Annotated in this window: 15 protein-coding genes; 10 read left to right on the top strand and 5 right to left on the bottom strand. The window is 51.2% G+C overall.

Annotated features, from left to right (window positions below; all coding sequences use genetic code 11):
- Positions 1-11 precede the first annotated feature (11 nt).
- From PCO85_22010 to PCO85_21995, 4 genes are all read left to right on the top strand, one after another.
- Entirely contained in the window at positions 12-1,214 is a 1,203-nt protein-coding gene (locus tag PCO85_22010) for a pyridoxal phosphate-dependent aminotransferase (protein ID WJV53765.1), read from the top strand.
- A 122-nt stretch (positions 1,215-1,336) separates the two neighbouring features.
- Positions 1,337-2,557, top strand: coding sequence for an MFS transporter (locus PCO85_22005; GenBank protein ID WJV53764.1), 1,221 nt, complete (start codon positions 1,337-1,339; stop codon positions 2,555-2,557).
- Complete coding sequence (locus PCO85_22000; GenBank protein WJV53763.1) at positions 2,524-3,510, top strand: 2-hydroxyacid dehydrogenase; 987 nt, start codon at positions 2,524-2,526, stop codon at positions 3,508-3,510. The genes PCO85_22005 and PCO85_22000 overlap by 34 nt, the downstream gene beginning before the upstream one ends.
- A 40-nt stretch (positions 3,511-3,550) precedes the next feature.
- Complete coding sequence (locus PCO85_21995) at positions 3,551-4,276, top strand: IclR family transcriptional regulator (protein WJV53762.1); 726 nt, start codon at positions 3,551-3,553, stop codon at positions 4,274-4,276.
- Between the two features lie 43 nt (positions 4,277-4,319).
- On the opposite strand, the gene PCO85_21990 is transcribed toward PCO85_21995, so the two are convergent.
- On the bottom strand, positions 4,320-4,769 hold the full coding sequence (locus PCO85_21990; protein WJV53761.1) for an NUDIX domain-containing protein: 450 nt from the start codon (positions 4,767-4,769) through the stop codon (positions 4,320-4,322).
- Positions 4,770-4,985: 216 nt separating this feature from the next.
- Here PCO85_21990 and PCO85_21985 point away from each other — a divergent pair, with 216 nt between their 5' ends.
- From PCO85_21985 to aguA, 5 genes are all read left to right on the top strand, one after another.
- A complete protein-coding gene (locus PCO85_21985; GenBank protein ID WJV56175.1) occupies positions 4,986-5,453 on the top strand; it encodes a 2TM domain-containing protein in 468 nt (155 codons plus the stop codon).
- Positions 5,454-5,592: 139 nt separating this feature from the next.
- On the top strand, positions 5,593-6,495 hold the full coding sequence (fieF, locus tag PCO85_21980; protein WJV56174.1) for a CDF family cation-efflux transporter FieF: 903 nt from the start codon (positions 5,593-5,595) through the stop codon (positions 6,493-6,495).
- A 218-nt stretch (positions 6,496-6,713) separates the two neighbouring features.
- Entirely contained in the window at positions 6,714-7,676 is a 963-nt protein-coding gene (gene pfkA / locus PCO85_21975) for a 6-phosphofructokinase (GenBank protein ID WJV53760.1), read from the top strand.
- 412 nt (positions 7,677-8,088) lie between these two features.
- On the top strand, positions 8,089-8,973 hold the full coding sequence (gene aguB / locus PCO85_21970; GenBank protein ID WJV53759.1) for an N-carbamoylputrescine amidase: 885 nt from the start codon (positions 8,089-8,091) through the stop codon (positions 8,971-8,973).
- A 3-nt stretch (positions 8,974-8,976) separates the two neighbouring features.
- The gene (gene aguA, locus PCO85_21965; GenBank protein ID WJV53758.1) at positions 8,977-10,074 is read left to right on the top strand and encodes an agmatine deiminase; all 1,098 of its coding nucleotides are present in this window, start codon (positions 8,977-8,979) and stop codon (positions 10,072-10,074) included.
- 366 nt (positions 10,075-10,440) lie between these two features.
- Here aguA and tpiA read toward each other — a convergent pair whose 3' ends face one another.
- Both tpiA and PCO85_21955 read right to left on the bottom strand, forming a co-directional pair.
- Positions 10,441-11,208 (bottom strand): triose-phosphate isomerase, encoded by a 768-nt coding sequence (tpiA, locus tag PCO85_21960; protein ID WJV53757.1) that lies wholly within the window; start codon positions 11,206-11,208, stop codon positions 10,441-10,443.
- A 127-nt stretch (positions 11,209-11,335) separates the two neighbouring features.
- Complete coding sequence (locus PCO85_21955) at positions 11,336-11,929, bottom strand: DUF1454 family protein (protein WJV53756.1); 594 nt, start codon at positions 11,927-11,929, stop codon at positions 11,336-11,338.
- Between the two features lie 171 nt (positions 11,930-12,100).
- Here PCO85_21955 and PCO85_21950 point away from each other — a divergent pair, with 171 nt between their 5' ends.
- Entirely contained in the window at positions 12,101-12,523 is a 423-nt protein-coding gene (locus PCO85_21950; protein ID WJV53755.1) for a DUF805 domain-containing protein, read from the top strand.
- A gap of 44 nt (positions 12,524-12,567) precedes the next feature.
- On the opposite strand, the gene fpr is transcribed toward PCO85_21950, so the two are convergent.
- The gene (gene fpr, locus PCO85_21945; GenBank protein ID WJV53754.1) at positions 12,568-13,314 is read right to left on the bottom strand and encodes a ferredoxin--NADP(+) reductase; all 747 of its coding nucleotides are present in this window, start codon (positions 13,312-13,314) and stop codon (positions 12,568-12,570) included.
- A gap of 142 nt (positions 13,315-13,456) precedes the next feature.
- Complete coding sequence (gene glpX / locus PCO85_21940) at positions 13,457-14,467, bottom strand: class II fructose-bisphosphatase (GenBank protein ID WJV53753.1); 1,011 nt, start codon at positions 14,465-14,467, stop codon at positions 13,457-13,459.
- Positions 14,468-14,494 lie beyond the last annotated feature (27 nt).

Raw genomic sequence — 14,494 nt, 5'->3', positions numbered from 1 at the left:
GAATTGTAAGCATGAGCATGACATCTGATGTACTCACACGTATCAAACCTTCAGCCAGCAATGCTGTTAGCCAGTTAGCCCGCGATCTGAAAGCGCAGGGGCGGGATGTCATCGCGCTAAGCTCCGGGGAACCGGATTTTGACACGCCGCAGCATATCAAGCAGGCGGCGTTACAGGCGATGGACCGTGGTGAGACAAAATACCCACCAATAGCCGGCATTCCGGCACTGCGCGAGGCGGTAGTCGCCAAATTCAAACAGGACAACCAACTGGCCTATGGCATCAAACAGATCATCGTTTCCAACGGTGCCAAGCAGATTATCTCCAACGCACTGATGGCGACGTTAAATCCAGGCGACGAAGTGATTATCCCCGCGCCTTATTGGGTTTCCTATCCGGAAATGGTGTCGCTCAGTGGTGGTACGCCGGTGACGGTCCCCGTCAGTGAACGACAGGGATTCAAGCTAACCGCCGACGCGCTTGAGGCGGCGATTACGCCAAAAACCAAATGGCTGATGTTTAATTCACCTTCGAATCCTTCCGGGGCGGTATATACCTATCAGGAACTGCGTGCGCTGGCGGATGTCCTGCTGCGCCATCCCCATGTCTGGGTCATGTGTGACGATATCTATGAAAAACTGGTCTACGACGATTGCACGTTCTATACCTTTCCCCAGGTCGAACCAGCATTAATTGAACGCTCACTGGTGATCAACGGAGTATCAAAAGCTTATGCCATGACCGGGTGGCGCGTCGGCTACGGTGCCGCCCCGGCGTGGCTTATCAACGCCATGGAGACGATTCAGGGACAAACCACATCTGGCGTCTCTTCTATTTCACAATGGGCCGCGGTGGCTGCGCTGACGGGGTCACAGGCGTTCTTTGCCGACTGGAAGTCCAGTTTCATCATGCGCCGCAACTATGTCGTTGCCGCTCTGAATGCGGCGCCAGGAATTAATTGTCAGGTGCCTCAGGGCGCGTTTTATGTTTATCCGTCCTGTGCCGGTACGTTGCAGAAAACCACCCCGGAAGGACGTGTGCTCCACAGCGATCAGGACTTTACCGAAGCACTGCTGTCCAGTGAAGGCGTGGCGCTGGTGCACGGTGGCGCATTTGGTCTGGCACCTAATTTTCGTCTCTCTTACGCGGCTTCGATGGCGCAGCTTGAGGAGGCGTGCCAGCGGATTCAGCGCTTTTGTCAGCGTCTTGTATAAGATCTCTGACGCGGCCTGGTGGGTGCCATGGCCACTGCATGGCGGCTCCTTCGTTCATTTCGGGAAGGATCTCTTTTTCATTCTTTATGTGTGCATATTGTGGCGATGTTCAAGGACGTGAAATGACGCTGATTCGTACTTTCCCAGTATTCAGAGAGCCGATGACACGCCGGTATTTAATGGGGCAGGCCGCCTCCATCCTGGGGTTGTGGACGCAGAACGTGACGTTGAATCTGTTGTTGTGGCAAATGACCCATGCCGCGTGGATGCTGGGGGTGCTCAATTTCTTGCTTTATTGCCCAGCGTTGATTGTTCCGTTGCTGTTTGGCAGCCGTCTGACCCCTACGCGCGTCAAGGTCATCATGATGAGGATCCTGTTTCTCTCCATGATTATCTCGACACTGCTGTTAACCAGCGTGACGCTTCATTTCATCAGCCCAACATTTATCTTACTGATTGCCGGTGTTGCCGGGTGCATTTCTTCCATGGAGCTCCCGACCCGTCAATTACTACTGACCAGTAGTCTCCACGATAAATCATTGATGTATAACGCTGTGGCGATGAATACGATGGTATTTAATATCGGCAGGATGTTTGGCCCGGCGATAGCGGCTTACAGCTTTAATCAGGTGGGTGCTGCGGGGGGGTTTGTTATTTCACTGTGCGGGTTGATGACCATGTTTTTTGCTGTCAGGAGGATACAGGTCGTTGAGCCGGATTATAAAAACCGCAAAGCGGGCGGCATGCGCAATGCGATCCGCTACGTCATGCAGGATAGTTTTGCCGTGCGTTTCCTGCCGATGCTGGCGGTTGTTGGTATATTTGCCGGCTCATATCAGTCATTGATTCCGGTGCTGGCTGCTCAAGGGTTTCATGATACCACCCGTTACACTGGCTGGTTTTTCAGCAGTGCCGGGATTGGTTCGCTCTGTTCGGCACTGTTGATCTCCACCAGGGTTTCCCATCAGTGCCTATTGCAGTGGCTGAGTGTTGCTCCCTGGTGTTGCGTGTTGGCGCTGACGGGGATTGCGTTCTCTCACCTTCCCGTGTTGACCAGCCTGTGCTTCCTGCTGCTGGGTTTGTCGCTGACATTTTTCTCGACCATGATTAACTCAACGTTGCAGCATCACAGCCCGTCGGAGCTGCGCGGAGCGGTGGTCGGTCTATATGGTATGTCATTCCAGGGCACCATGCCGCTGGGGAACTTACTGGTAGGAATGATGGCTTCTGTCACAAATATCATGTCGACTTTTCTGTTGATGGCCTTCATGTTGGTGGTGGTATTAGGCGGACAGTGGGGAGCTACAAAATGGAAACACACCAGCAGGAGTTACAACCGATGAGCGAGACGATGATGAAAAAAACCGTATTGATGGCCCGTATGCTTCCCCCCCGTCTGGTTCAGCAATTGCGTGAGCATTTTCACCTGATTGGTCCGTTGACCCGTCTCGACGGGCAAGATCTTCCCGCTGGTGCCGAATCAGCAGAGGTGTTGCTGACCATGAGCGGCATTCCTACGGAAAAGGCCCTGGTAGATGCGTTGCCTGGTCTGCGTTTGGTGAGTTGTTATGGTTCTGGCATCGAGTTCGTTGATAGCGAGTATCTGAAACAAAAGGGGATTGCGCTAACCAATGCCGCCGGCACCAACGCCAGCAGTGTTGCTGAATTTGCATTGGGGTTGATTCTGAGCAGTACCCGACAGATTTTAACCAGTGAACGTTTCTTACGTAGCGGCCAATGGAAAGGAAACAGTGTTGAACGTTATCCGTCGGTCCCCGGGTTGGAAGGCCATCGATTGGGGATCTATGGTTTAGGCGAAATCGGTTTACAAATCGCTCAACGGGCGCAGGCGTTCAATATGGAGATTGGCTATCATAGCCGTACTCAGAAAGTGGTGTCATATCGCTTTCTGGAGAATCTTTTACAACTGGCCGAATGGGCGGATGTCCTGGTGCTCGCTGCGCGTGGCACTACACAAAACTACCATATTGTGGATACCCAGGTTCTGAATGCGCTGGGGCCGCAAGGGCATCTGGTCAATATCGCTCGAGGAATGCTGATTGATGAGGCGGCGCTGTGTGATGCGCTGGAGAACCGGCGGATTGCTGGCGCCGCGTTGGATGTGTATGAATTTGAACCCGAAATCTCTACCCGTTTGCAATCGGTGGAGAATATTATTCTCACACCTCACGTTGCGGCCAATACGCATTCTGCGCAGGATGCTCAACAGCAACGGATGCTGGATAATACGGTGGCTTATTTTAAGGGTGGCCGCTTGATTGGCAGGGTCTGCTAATCCTTGTACATTACTTCTTTTGCTAATTTTGCGGGTAGGTATGTCCAGGCAAAAAACCACTGATGTTGATCGCTCGGTCAAGGCCGTCAAACGGACGTTGGCCATTCTCGATGCATTTATTCATCACTCAGGCGGCATTACGCTGAGTGAGCTGGAAGCGCAAACCGGATTGTTCAAGAGCGTGATCCTCCGTTATATGCTCTCACTGGAAGCTGAACGCTATGTGTTAAAGCGAGTGGATGGCAGCTATGAGCTCGGTTCCCGCGCTTATCAGCTCGGTTGTACATATGAGCGCACATTTAATCTGCGTGAGCACGTGTTACCCGTGTTGGATAAGCTCACTGACGCCACATTGGAAAGCAGCACTTTCTTTGTCCGTGATGGTGACCACCGTTTGTGTTTGCTGCGTAAAGATTCGCCGCAGCATATAAAATCCAGTGTGCCGGTCGGCACGATGCTGCCGATGGATGATACTTCTGCCGCGCATGTTTTACGCACCTTTGAACAGGGTATGCCGGCGAAATGGTCATTTCCCGCCGGTTTGTTTACGTCCACCGGTGCAGGGGCTAACCGTCAGGCATCGACTACCTATCTCACAGCGTCTATCTCCGCGCCGGTATTCAAACATGATAACCAGTTAGCGGGGGCATTGAGTATCTCCGGACCTACCAGCCGGTTCGATCCTGCCGATACCTACAGCCAGCAATTATTGATGGAAGCGGCCATCGCGTTATCACTCGTATTAGGTGCCGTCATGCCTGGATAACGCTATAAAATATGAGTGAGTAATACTTGGAGGGCCGGTTTTCTTAGGTGGAGCCGTGCTGGCTGAGCATAGAGACAATCTCTTGCGGAAAAACGGTTTTTGTCGTCTGACCCAGTTCATCCAGTGACCACCATTTGTGCTGGGTGATAACGTGTTTTTCGTGCTCACTCCATTGGTCATCCCTCAGCGTGTTATCAGCGGTGTAAACGATGAAAAATCGCTCATCCGCTATTACTTGCTCACCGCTGGACAGTACCATGGGGAATGTCCGTGTCGCGATACAACCGCCGGGATCCTGAATAATGATGCCAGTTTCCTCCTGCAATTCCCGTATGGCTGCCTGCTCAAAGGTCTCACCCGCTTCCACGGCACCTCCTGGCGTGGCCCAGTAGGTTTGGCCAGCCAGTGCATCACTGGTATGACTAAATCTGAACAACAGCACCCGTTGTTGTGGGTCGAGTATCAGTAGACGTGATGATGGTCTGTGTTTCATGGGGTCTCTGGCGCTATATCTGATGGGGCAATCATTTTTCTCGCCGACGGGTTCGATGTCAATATATGCAGGATACAGTGAGTGGTGTCGCTGTTATGGCAGCCTGTTTCCGCTGCCTGTCAGGATGGTGTCGTGTTGCTGTCGGGTCGCTGTCGTGGTGTTTTTCCAGATGCAGATTCAAGCTGGTACCCGGTTTCATATCTAAAGGAGTTTATGATGAATGCGATAAAATCATTGCGTCTTTCCCGGGCCTGGTCTCAGGAACAGCTGGCTGAACTGGCTTCCCTCAGTGTTCGTACCATTCAACGTATTGAGAATGGCGAGCAAGCCAGCCTGGAAACGCTTAGCGCGATTGCCGCGGCCCTTGAGGTACGAGTTGCGGATTTGATGGAAAAAAGTGGTGAGCGACATCTGCAAAGTGAATCGCTGGAACAGCGAATTCTTGATGCTAAACATCAGGTGCATGAAGAAGGAAAACTCTGGCGCAGCCTGATCTTGTTTGCCGTGATCAATAGTGTTTTATTTGTAGTTAATCGACTAATCGATCCCCATACCCACTGGTTTCTCTGGCCGTTACTGATTTGGGGAGGATTACTGGTGATAAAGGCTATTAATGTGTTTTTTCTGCGCAACTGGCTGGTGCGCTGGCAGCAGGGCCGATTGCAGAAGATTTTACGTAAGTGAGTTAGTGACGTTCAAGGCGCGAAGTAACATGAGTGTTTTACTTCGCGTCAACAATCCACTGGGCAACATAGCAACCTTCACGGTTTTTCTCCCCCGGCAATCCAGTATACTGAGCACCTTATTCCGTCAGGAGTCAGGTATGAATTCTCAATACGCACGCCTCGTCACGATGGCGGCTTTTCTGGCAACCGCAACTGCGTTGTTGTTGTTTGGGCTAAAAGTCTTTGCCTGGTGGTATACCGGGTCAGTTAGTTTGTTGGCGTCACTGGTGGACTCCCTAATGGATATCGCTGCTTCGTTCATTAACTTGCTGGTGGTGCGTTATTCACTGCAACCCGCCGATCCGGAACATACGTTTGGTCATGGTAAGGCTGAGTCGTTGGCGGCATTGGCCCAGAGCATGTTTATTTCCGGTTCCGCACTGTTTCTGCTATTGACCGGTATGCAGCATCTGATTTCACCCCAACCGCTGTATGCGCCGGAACTCGGGATGTGGGTTACCGTGGTTGCGCTGATCTCGACTTTACTGCTAGTGGCCTTCCAGCGTTGGGTCATCAGGAGAACGTACAGCCAGGCGGTGCGGGCAGATATGTTGCACTATCAGTCCGATGTGTTGATGAACGGTGCTATTCTGGTCGCGCTGGCCTTGAGCTGGAAAGGTGTGACTTGGGCAGATGCGGCTTTTGCGCTGGGTATTGGCGTTTATATTTTATACAGTGCATTGAGGATGGCGTACGATGCCATACAGTCATTATTGGATCGAGCATTGCCAGATGAAGAACGCGCGGAAATTATTAGTATTGTGTCATCATGGCCAGGGGTCATTGGTGGTCATGAGTTAAGAACCCGCCGTTCTGGTCCTACCCGGTTTATTCAACTTCATCTGGAAATGGATGATGCATTGCCACTGCTCGAGTCACATCAGATTGCCGACGATATAGAGCAAGCTTTGCTACGACGTTTTCTCGGCGCCGATATTATCATTCATCAGGATCCTGTTTCTGTTGTGCCTGATGAACAACGGGGACGATGGGTACTATAGCTCCGTGAAATCTATCTCCTTGTCGTAATAGTGTTGTAAAAGTGTGATATGGAGTAGGAATATATTGGTCTTTAAGCCTGACCTGAATCAATTCAGCTACGGGCATTTGTTATAATATGCTTATAAAAGATGAAGGGTTTATCACTGGTGTCGATTGATGCCATTAACCTTACGATAGAAAAATCTGCGAATTTACATCTACAAATCCAGAGGTTGTCATGATAAAAAAAATCGGAGTATTGACGAGCGGTGGCGATGCACCTGGCATGAATGCTGCCATTCGTGGTGTCGTACGATCAGCATTAACGGAAGGTCTGGAAGTGTTCGGAATCTATGATGGCTATCTGGGTTTGTATGAAGATCGGATGGCACAACTGGATCGCTACAGCGTATCCGACATGATTAACCGCGGCGGTACTTTCCTCGGTTCAGCGCGCTTTCCTGAATTCCGTAAGGAAGCTGTACGTCAGGTTGCCATCGAAAACATGAAGAAACGGAATCTGGATGCCTTGGTGGTTATCGGTGGTGATGGTTCCTATATGGGGGCCAAGCGCCTGACGGAAATGGGTTTCCCCTGCATTGGCTTGCCGGGTACTATTGATAACGACGTTGCAGGCACTGACTACACCATCGGCTATTTTACCGCACTGGAGACCGTGGTAGAGGCAATCGACCGTCTGCGTGATACGTCTTCTTCCCATCAGCGTATTTCTATCGTGGAAGTGATGGGGCGCCACTGTGGTGACCTGACGCTGGCTGCGGCGATTGCTGGTGGCTGTGAGTTTATCGTATTGCCAGAAGTGGATTTCAAACCTGAAGATCTGGTGAACGAAATTCAGGCTGGTATCGCCAAAGGGAAAAAACACGCCATCGTGGCAATTACCGAACTGATGTGTGATGTGAGTGAACTGGCCCGTTATATTCAACAGGAGACGGGTCGTGAAACCCGTGCCACGGTACTGGGTCATATTCAGCGTGGTGGTTCTCCCGTGGCTTATGACCGAATTTTGGCTTCCCGCATGGGGGCGTACTCTATTGAGCTGTTGCTACAGGGGTACGGTGGCCGTTGTGTTGGTATCCAGAATGAGAAACTGGTACATCATGATATTATTGATGCTATTGAGAACATGAAACGCCCGTTCAAGGGTGACTGGCTGGATACGGCCAAGAAATTGTACTGATAACGTCATTCGTGCCTGAATGGTCCACTCGTCTGGATGTACCGTCTTTTTCAGGCAGCGTTTGAGGTTGATGACATGATTGTCAATAGTCTGAATCCCGTCTAATAAGGCGGGATTTCTTATTGTTGGCTATAGATATGCCTGTCATCTCGAAATCTATCGGATATAAAACAGCGGATAGGCGTGCGCATTTCATATTGTGTGCAGTACCGCCTGGCAGTGAAAGTCTCTTCATCTGTCGCAATGAACTGGCATAATAACCAAGGCCAGACTACGGCGCAGAAGACGTTTAGGCCTTCTCTGCCGAACCATGGATGATTTGTTGACCTAAACTTTAATAGTCGCTTGTTGAGCCAAGATTATCGGTGTGGCTCAATAACAGCATGTAAACAGATAGGATTGAGGTTTCCGAATGACAAAAGTTACCGTTGCCGCAACACAGATGGCCTGTACCTGGGACTTACCCGGCAATATCGAAAATGCCGAGAAACTGGTGCGACAGGCTCATGCCAAAGGGGCACAAATCATCCTGATTCAGGAACTGTTTGCTGCGCCTTACTTTTGCATTGACCAGAGTCCGGAACATTATGCACTGGCGCAGGAGCTGGAAACCAGCCCCATTATCAAACACTTCTCCGCACTGGCCGCTGAACTGGAAGTGGTGTTACCGTTGAGTTTCTTCGAGCGAGCAAATAACGCCTATTACAACTCGTTGGTGATGATCGATGCTGATGGCACGGTGCTGGATGTGTATCGAAAAACCCATATTCCGAATGGTCCAGCCTATCAGGAAAAGCAGTTTTTTGTTCCGGGCGATACTGGTTTCAAAGTATGGCAAACCCGTTATGCCAAAGTGGGTGTCGGCATCTGCTGGGATCAGTGGTTCCCGGAAACCGCCCGCAGCCTGGCATTGATGGGGGCAGAACTGATTTTCTATCCGACGGCCATTGGCTCTGAACCAGCTTTCCCACAGTGGGATAGCCAGCCGCACTGGACACGAGTTCAGCAAGGTCACGCCGCTGCTAACCTGATTCCGGTTATCGCGTCTAACCGTATTGGTACCGAAGCCAGTAAATATATAGCGGGTCTGGAAATGACGTTCTACGGCTCGTCGTTCATTGCTGATCCGACCGGCGCGTTGGTCGAACAGGCTGGCAGAACAGATGAAGCGGTACTGGTTCACGCGTTTGATCTACAGGATATCGCGAAGATGCGCGCTACCTGGGGGTTGTTCCGTGACCGTCGTCCGGATATGTATGGTGTGCTCGGCACGTCTGATGGTAAAACCCGGAGATAAGTAATGTCTCAGCTAACCACGCCGTATCAGGACGGTTTTTCCATGCCAGCGGAATGGGCACCGCATGAAGCGGTCTGGATGTTATGGCCGTACCGCCATGATAACTGGCGAACTCAAGGAGCGATAATCCCGGCCCAGCAGACTTTTGCGGCCGTTGCTGCCACGATTGCCCAGACCACGCCAGTGATAATGGGGGTGCCGCATGCCCATATGACCGCCGCTAAACGCATTATGCCAGCCAGTATCACATTGGTGGCGATGGAAAGTGACGATGCCTGGATGCGAGACACGGGGCCGACAATGGTGCTTAATCCGATGGGGGAGCGCTGCGGTGTTGATTGGCAGTTTAACGCCTGGGGCGGGGCGCTAGGCGGTCTGTATGAAGACTGGTGTCAGGATGAGAAAGTGGCAGAACAGGTGCTGGATTATCATCATGATGCGCGTTATCCCGCGCCACTGATTCTGGAAGGCGGTTCAATTCATACTGACGGTGAAGGTACGTTGTTGACCACGGCAGAGTGCCTGCTTAACCCAAATCGTAACCCGGATCTGAATAAGGAACAGATTGAACAACTGCTACGTGATTATCTGGGCGTATCGACGTTTATCTGGCTGGAAGAGGGTGTGTATAACGACGAGACAGATGGTCATATCGACAATATGTGCTGTTTTGTCCGTCCGGGGGAAGTGGCGCTGCACTGGACCGATGATGAGAATGATCCACAGTATCCCCGTTCAATGGCAGCTTATCAGGTGTTGTCTCAGGCGCGGGATGCGCAGTGTCGTCAGTTGAAAATCTGGAAGTTGCCAGCACCGGGGCCGTTGTATGCCACGCAAGAAGAGACGGTGGGCGTCAGCGAAGGGAATGCCATTGAGCGTAATGCCGGATCACGATTGGCTGGGTCTTACGTTAACTTTCTCATCAGTAACCGTCAGATCATTTATCCGTTGCTGGATGAGCGCACTGATGGCAGTGCTCATAAACTGTTACAGCAGATGTTTCCGGATTATCTGATCAGTGGCGTTCCGGCACGGGAAATTTTGCTTGGTGGTGGTAATATCCACTGCATCACTCAGCAGATTCCGGCGACAACTCGTTGAATCTCCATCATGTAAAAAGGCGCCTTTCAGGAATTGTGATTTTGATGACAACGTGTCTATAGCGGTGATAATGGGGAGATCGTTGCAAGTACTTCCTTGTAAGCTCAAGCCGCGCCATCCCAGGCGCGGATGCTTCACTCATCTCTCCCATTATCGCCTTCCTGACCCCCGTACATAGGTTGGATAGCAGCAAATATTTCTCAACCCTATCGTTGTCATCTCCTTGAAAACAGGGACTCATCCCAAAACGACTGCATTGATTATAAATGGATTCCCACTTGTACCAGGATGACATCGCAGAACAATAAAAGGCCGGTCACCATGTGGCCGGCCTCTATTCTTGGGATGGAAGCGTAGAGCAATTACTCAGACGTTTTTCGCTTCGGCTGCCGCTTTTACAATCACAGTGAATGCATCCGCTTTCAGTGATGCACCACCGACCAGCGCACCATCAATATCCGGCTGGGTAAAGAGTTCTGCTGCGTTAGCTGCATTAACAGAACCGCCATACTGAATAATAACCTGTTCAGCGATAGCTGCATCCTGTTTGGCAATATGGCCGCGGATGAATTTGTGTACTGCCTGTGCCTGTGCCGGCGTCGCTGATTTACCCGTGCCGATCGCCCATACTGGTTCGTAGGCAACCACGGTATTTTCAAACGCTTTCGCGCCCAGCGTATTCAGTACGGCGTCCAACTGACGGGCGCACACCGCTTCGGTTTGACCTGCTGCGTTTTCTGCTTCGGTTTCCCCGATACACAGAACAGGGATCAGTCCGGCTTCTTTCAGAACAGCGAATTTTCTGGCAATGAATTCATCACTTTCTTTGTGATAAGTCCGGCGTTCCGAGTGGCCGATGATGATGTATTTGGCACCGATATCTTTCAGCATGTCAGCCGATGTTTCGCCGGTAAACGCGCCTGAAAGGTTCACGTCAACATTCTGTGCGCCCAGTGCGATACGGCTACCGGACAGTTGATGTTTAGCCTGATCCAGGTAAATAGCCGGCGGGGCGATAGCAACGCCACAACCGACAACCGTACTCAGTTCGTTACGCAGTGCGGCGATCAATTCGTGAACCATATTAGTGCTACCGTTCAACTTCCAGTTGCCCATAACTAAGGGATGTCGCATTTTTTCCTCCAGGCGGATGGCGAGTTAATCAATATTTATGTGGCTGCCATTGGCAGTTCAACCTGACGACAGTATAGAGAGGAAACACTGTCGTGGCTCTGTTTTTCGTCATTAATTACTGGGTCGATCACGATTCAGGTAGCGTTAGCTTAATCGGTTCAACAGCGAAAGTTATCCCCTTCTCACCATTATCTGCTACGACATAACGCAAAGCACCTTCCGTTTGCTGGTAGAACGGCTGACCTTTGCCTTTCTCCAGCAAGGTTTCTACCTTTTTTATGCTCTGTTCAGTCGTAACCGAAGGAACAAATGTCCGCAGCAGCGCCGACATATACTCAATCGCCTGTTTACGACGTCCATCTTCGTCGGGGTCTTTCGGTTTGGGTAGCCAGGTGATCTGTAGCGTTTTGATTTTCCCCGTTCCTTTTTCCAGTGCAGTTGAGGAGTAGAGGTAATCGTTGATTTCGCTGGCTGCACGGGTCAGGGTAGGTAAGTTGTCACCCGTATCCACTACCCGGTATTCGCCGATGGGCAATGTCGGGTTGCTGAGATTATAGCGGGTACGAAACTGAACGATGGTCATATCGAACGTTGGTGCACCAGCCAGCAGGTAAGGTGCTGCAGTTGGTATTCTTTGCTGGAAAAGCAACACAGACCAAGCGCTGGTTGGAATGAAGAGCCAGGCAGAGAAGAAACAATATGCGACGATGGTTTTTTTCATAATGATATTGACCAGCTTATTTTACGTTAACCAGGGTAGTGTGTGGCAGACAATATTTATGATTAAAGCGGTATTCGTGAGCTGTTGTCAAAAATCGCATAAAAAACACAAGCCAATCTTTTCCTTAAGGTAAACTAGTGATCATAAAAACAGGTTTGGGATGGATCGCTGATGACGTTACAGCAGTGGTGTTTTTCATTTAGTGGCCGTATTGGTCGACGGGATTTCTGGTTGTGGGTGACCATTTGGCTGGTACTCACTGTGGTGTTGTTTACTGTCGCTGGACAAGGCTGGCTGAGCACGCAAACGGCTGCATTCGCGTTGGTGGCACTATTGTGGCCGACGGCGGCGGTATTGGTAAAGCGGCTGCATGATCGCAACAAAAGTGGTGGGTGGGCGTTGTTGCTGATTCTGGCCTGGCTACTGGGTAATGGTAACTGGAACATGCTACCAGCATTGGGGCAGTGGGGACTGGGGCGTTTTGTGCCGACGTTGATCGTCATCATGATGTTACTTGATTGCGGTGCTTTCGTTGGTACGTCAGGAGAAAATCGCTTCGGGCCACAAGCAAAACCGTTGCGACTCTGTTTCTGAGCGTTAACAGGGAAACGGTATCTGGCTCGTTTCCCCATTTGAAATTACCAGTAGTGTTCGCTGGTGATATGGCCGGGGCGGCGGCGTAGATGCTTGCTCATCTGCCGTTCATCCTTCAGTAGTTGCTGAGTATCACGTACCATTTGTGGATTCCCACATAGCATAACATGGCTGGTTTGGACATCAATGGATAGCCCGACGGCGTTCTCCAACATACCGTTGCTGATTAATGCCGGAATGCGGCCTGTCAGTGCCTCCTCCGTTTGCTCACGACTGACGACGGTCTGGATGCGCAGTTTATCGCCATAGTGTTGCCGAAGCTGCTGCATTAGCGGTAGATAGCTTAAATCACGTGCGAAGCGGGCGGCATGCACCAGTACGATGTTTTTAAACCGCGCGACGTCTTTTCCTTCCTGCAGAATGGAGAGGTATGGGCCAATAGCGGTGCCGGTGGCCAGCATCCATAGCGTTTCGCATGGCGGAATTTCCTCCAATATGAAAAACCCAGCCGCTTCCTTCGTGACCATAACGTCATCTCCGGGTTGAAGCTGGTGCAGTCGAGGACTGAGTTTCCCTTCCGGTACATCGACCAGATAGAACTCCAGACTGTTGTCGCTGGGGGCGTTAACATAGGAATAAGCACGTTGTACGCGTTCATCATTGATTTCCAGCGCCAGTTTTGCAAACTGGCCGGCGGTGAAAGGATCAATCGGCGCATGCAGCCGAACGCTAAATAAATTTTCGGTCCAGTGTTCAACCTGAATAACCTTTCCGGTCACCCATTCAGCCATAATTCAATGCTCCTGTTTTGCATCCGCTCGACACCAAAAAGAAAAAACGCGCATCATGTGTGTTCATACCGAACCTGTTGTGATGGCCCCGACTTAAGATACGCCATCTTTTAACAACAGTGAAACAATCCGCGCGGCGGCATTACAACAGAAAATCGTGTAGTGCCTGATCTTTGCGATCAAGATAATGCGTGGAACTGATGCGGCGTATTGTGCGTGATTTACCGCGGATCAGCAGGGTTTCCGTCGTGGCGATATTGCCGCGCCGTGAGATGCCGTCCAGTAAATCCCCTTTGGTGATGCCTGTCGCGGAAAAAATCACGTTGTCATTGCGGGCCATCTCATTGAGCGGAAGGACTTTCCCGGCTTCAATACCCATTTGGCGGCAGCGGGCCAGCTCCTGTTCACCAATACGGCGGTTTTCTGCTGTATCGCCTTTAACGTCATGACGTGCCAGCAGGCGGCCTTGCATATCGCCACCCAGCGCCCGGATTACCGCGGCGGAAATGACGCCTTCCGGTGCACCACCGATGCCATATAACACATCGACTTCACTGTCTGGCATACACGTCAAGATGGATGCAGCAACATCACCGTCAGGAATAGCGAATACTTTCACACCCAGACGCTGCATGTCAGCGATGATGTCATCATGGCGCGGTTTGGCCAGGATGATGACTGTCAGTTGGCTCAATGGTTTGTTCAGTTTTTCTGCCACTCGGCGCAGATTATCTTTCAGCGGGTAGTTCAGATCGATAATGCCTTTGGCTTCCGGGCCGACGATCAGCTTTTCCATGTACATGTCCGGCGCATGCAGGAATGACCCTTCTTCACCGACGGCCAGCACGGCCAGCGCGTTGGCCTGACCCATCGCGGTCATTCGTGTACCTTCAATAGGATCGACGGCGATATCGACCGCGTCGCCTTGCCCACTCCCCACCCGTTCACCGATATAGAGCATCGGTGCCTCATCAATTTCGCCTTCGCCAATCACAATCTGGCCGTTGATGTTGATCTGGTTGAGCATAATTCGCATGGCTTGTACGGCAGCGTTGTCGGCGGCATTTTTGTCGCCACGGCCCAACCATTTATAACCTGCCAGCGCTGCCGCTTCAGTGACGCGGGAAAACTCGATGGCTAATTCACGTTTCATGGATACCTGTCTGTTATCGAACACAAT

Source organism: Prodigiosinella aquatilis, from assembly GCA_030388725.1.
GTDB lineage: Bacteria > Pseudomonadota > Gammaproteobacteria > Enterobacterales > Enterobacteriaceae > Prodigiosinella > Prodigiosinella aquatilis.
This window is presented reverse-complemented; position numbering and strand designations above follow the sequence as displayed.

Excerpts from the sequence above, each read along its gene's own strand:
- PCO85_22010 (WJV53765.1), top strand. The coding sequence starts at position 12 with ATGAGCATGACATCTGATGTACTCACACGTATCAAACCTTCAGCCAGC.
- PCO85_22005 (WJV53764.1), top strand. The coding sequence starts at position 1,337 with ATGACGCTGATTCGTACTTTCCCAGTATTCAGAGAGCCGATGACACGC.
- PCO85_22000 (WJV53763.1), top strand. The coding sequence starts at position 2,524 with ATGGAAACACACCAGCAGGAGTTACAACCGATGAGCGAGACGATGATG.
- PCO85_21995 (WJV53762.1), top strand. The coding sequence starts at position 3,551 with ATGTCCAGGCAAAAAACCACTGATGTTGATCGCTCGGTCAAGGCCGTC.
- PCO85_21990 (WJV53761.1), bottom strand. The coding sequence starts at position 4,769 with ATGAAACACAGACCATCATCACGTCTACTGATACTCGACCCACAACAA.
- PCO85_21985 (WJV56175.1), top strand. The coding sequence starts at position 4,986 with ATGAATGCGATAAAATCATTGCGTCTTTCCCGGGCCTGGTCTCAGGAA.
- fieF (WJV56174.1), top strand. The coding sequence starts at position 5,593 with ATGAATTCTCAATACGCACGCCTCGTCACGATGGCGGCTTTTCTGGCA.
- pfkA (WJV53760.1), top strand. The coding sequence starts at position 6,714 with ATGATAAAAAAAATCGGAGTATTGACGAGCGGTGGCGATGCACCTGGC.
- aguB (WJV53759.1), top strand. The coding sequence starts at position 8,089 with ATGACAAAAGTTACCGTTGCCGCAACACAGATGGCCTGTACCTGGGAC.
- aguA (WJV53758.1), top strand. The coding sequence starts at position 8,977 with ATGTCTCAGCTAACCACGCCGTATCAGGACGGTTTTTCCATGCCAGCG.
- tpiA (WJV53757.1), bottom strand. The coding sequence starts at position 11,208 with ATGCGACATCCCTTAGTTATGGGCAACTGGAAGTTGAACGGTAGCACT.
- PCO85_21955 (WJV53756.1), bottom strand. The coding sequence starts at position 11,929 with ATGAAAAAAACCATCGTCGCATATTGTTTCTTCTCTGCCTGGCTCTTC.
- PCO85_21950 (WJV53755.1), top strand. The coding sequence starts at position 12,101 with ATGACGTTACAGCAGTGGTGTTTTTCATTTAGTGGCCGTATTGGTCGA.
- fpr (WJV53754.1), bottom strand. The coding sequence starts at position 13,314 with ATGGCTGAATGGGTGACCGGAAAGGTTATTCAGGTTGAACACTGGACC.
- glpX (WJV53753.1), bottom strand. The coding sequence starts at position 14,467 with ATGAAACGTGAATTAGCCATCGAGTTTTCCCGCGTCACTGAAGCGGCA.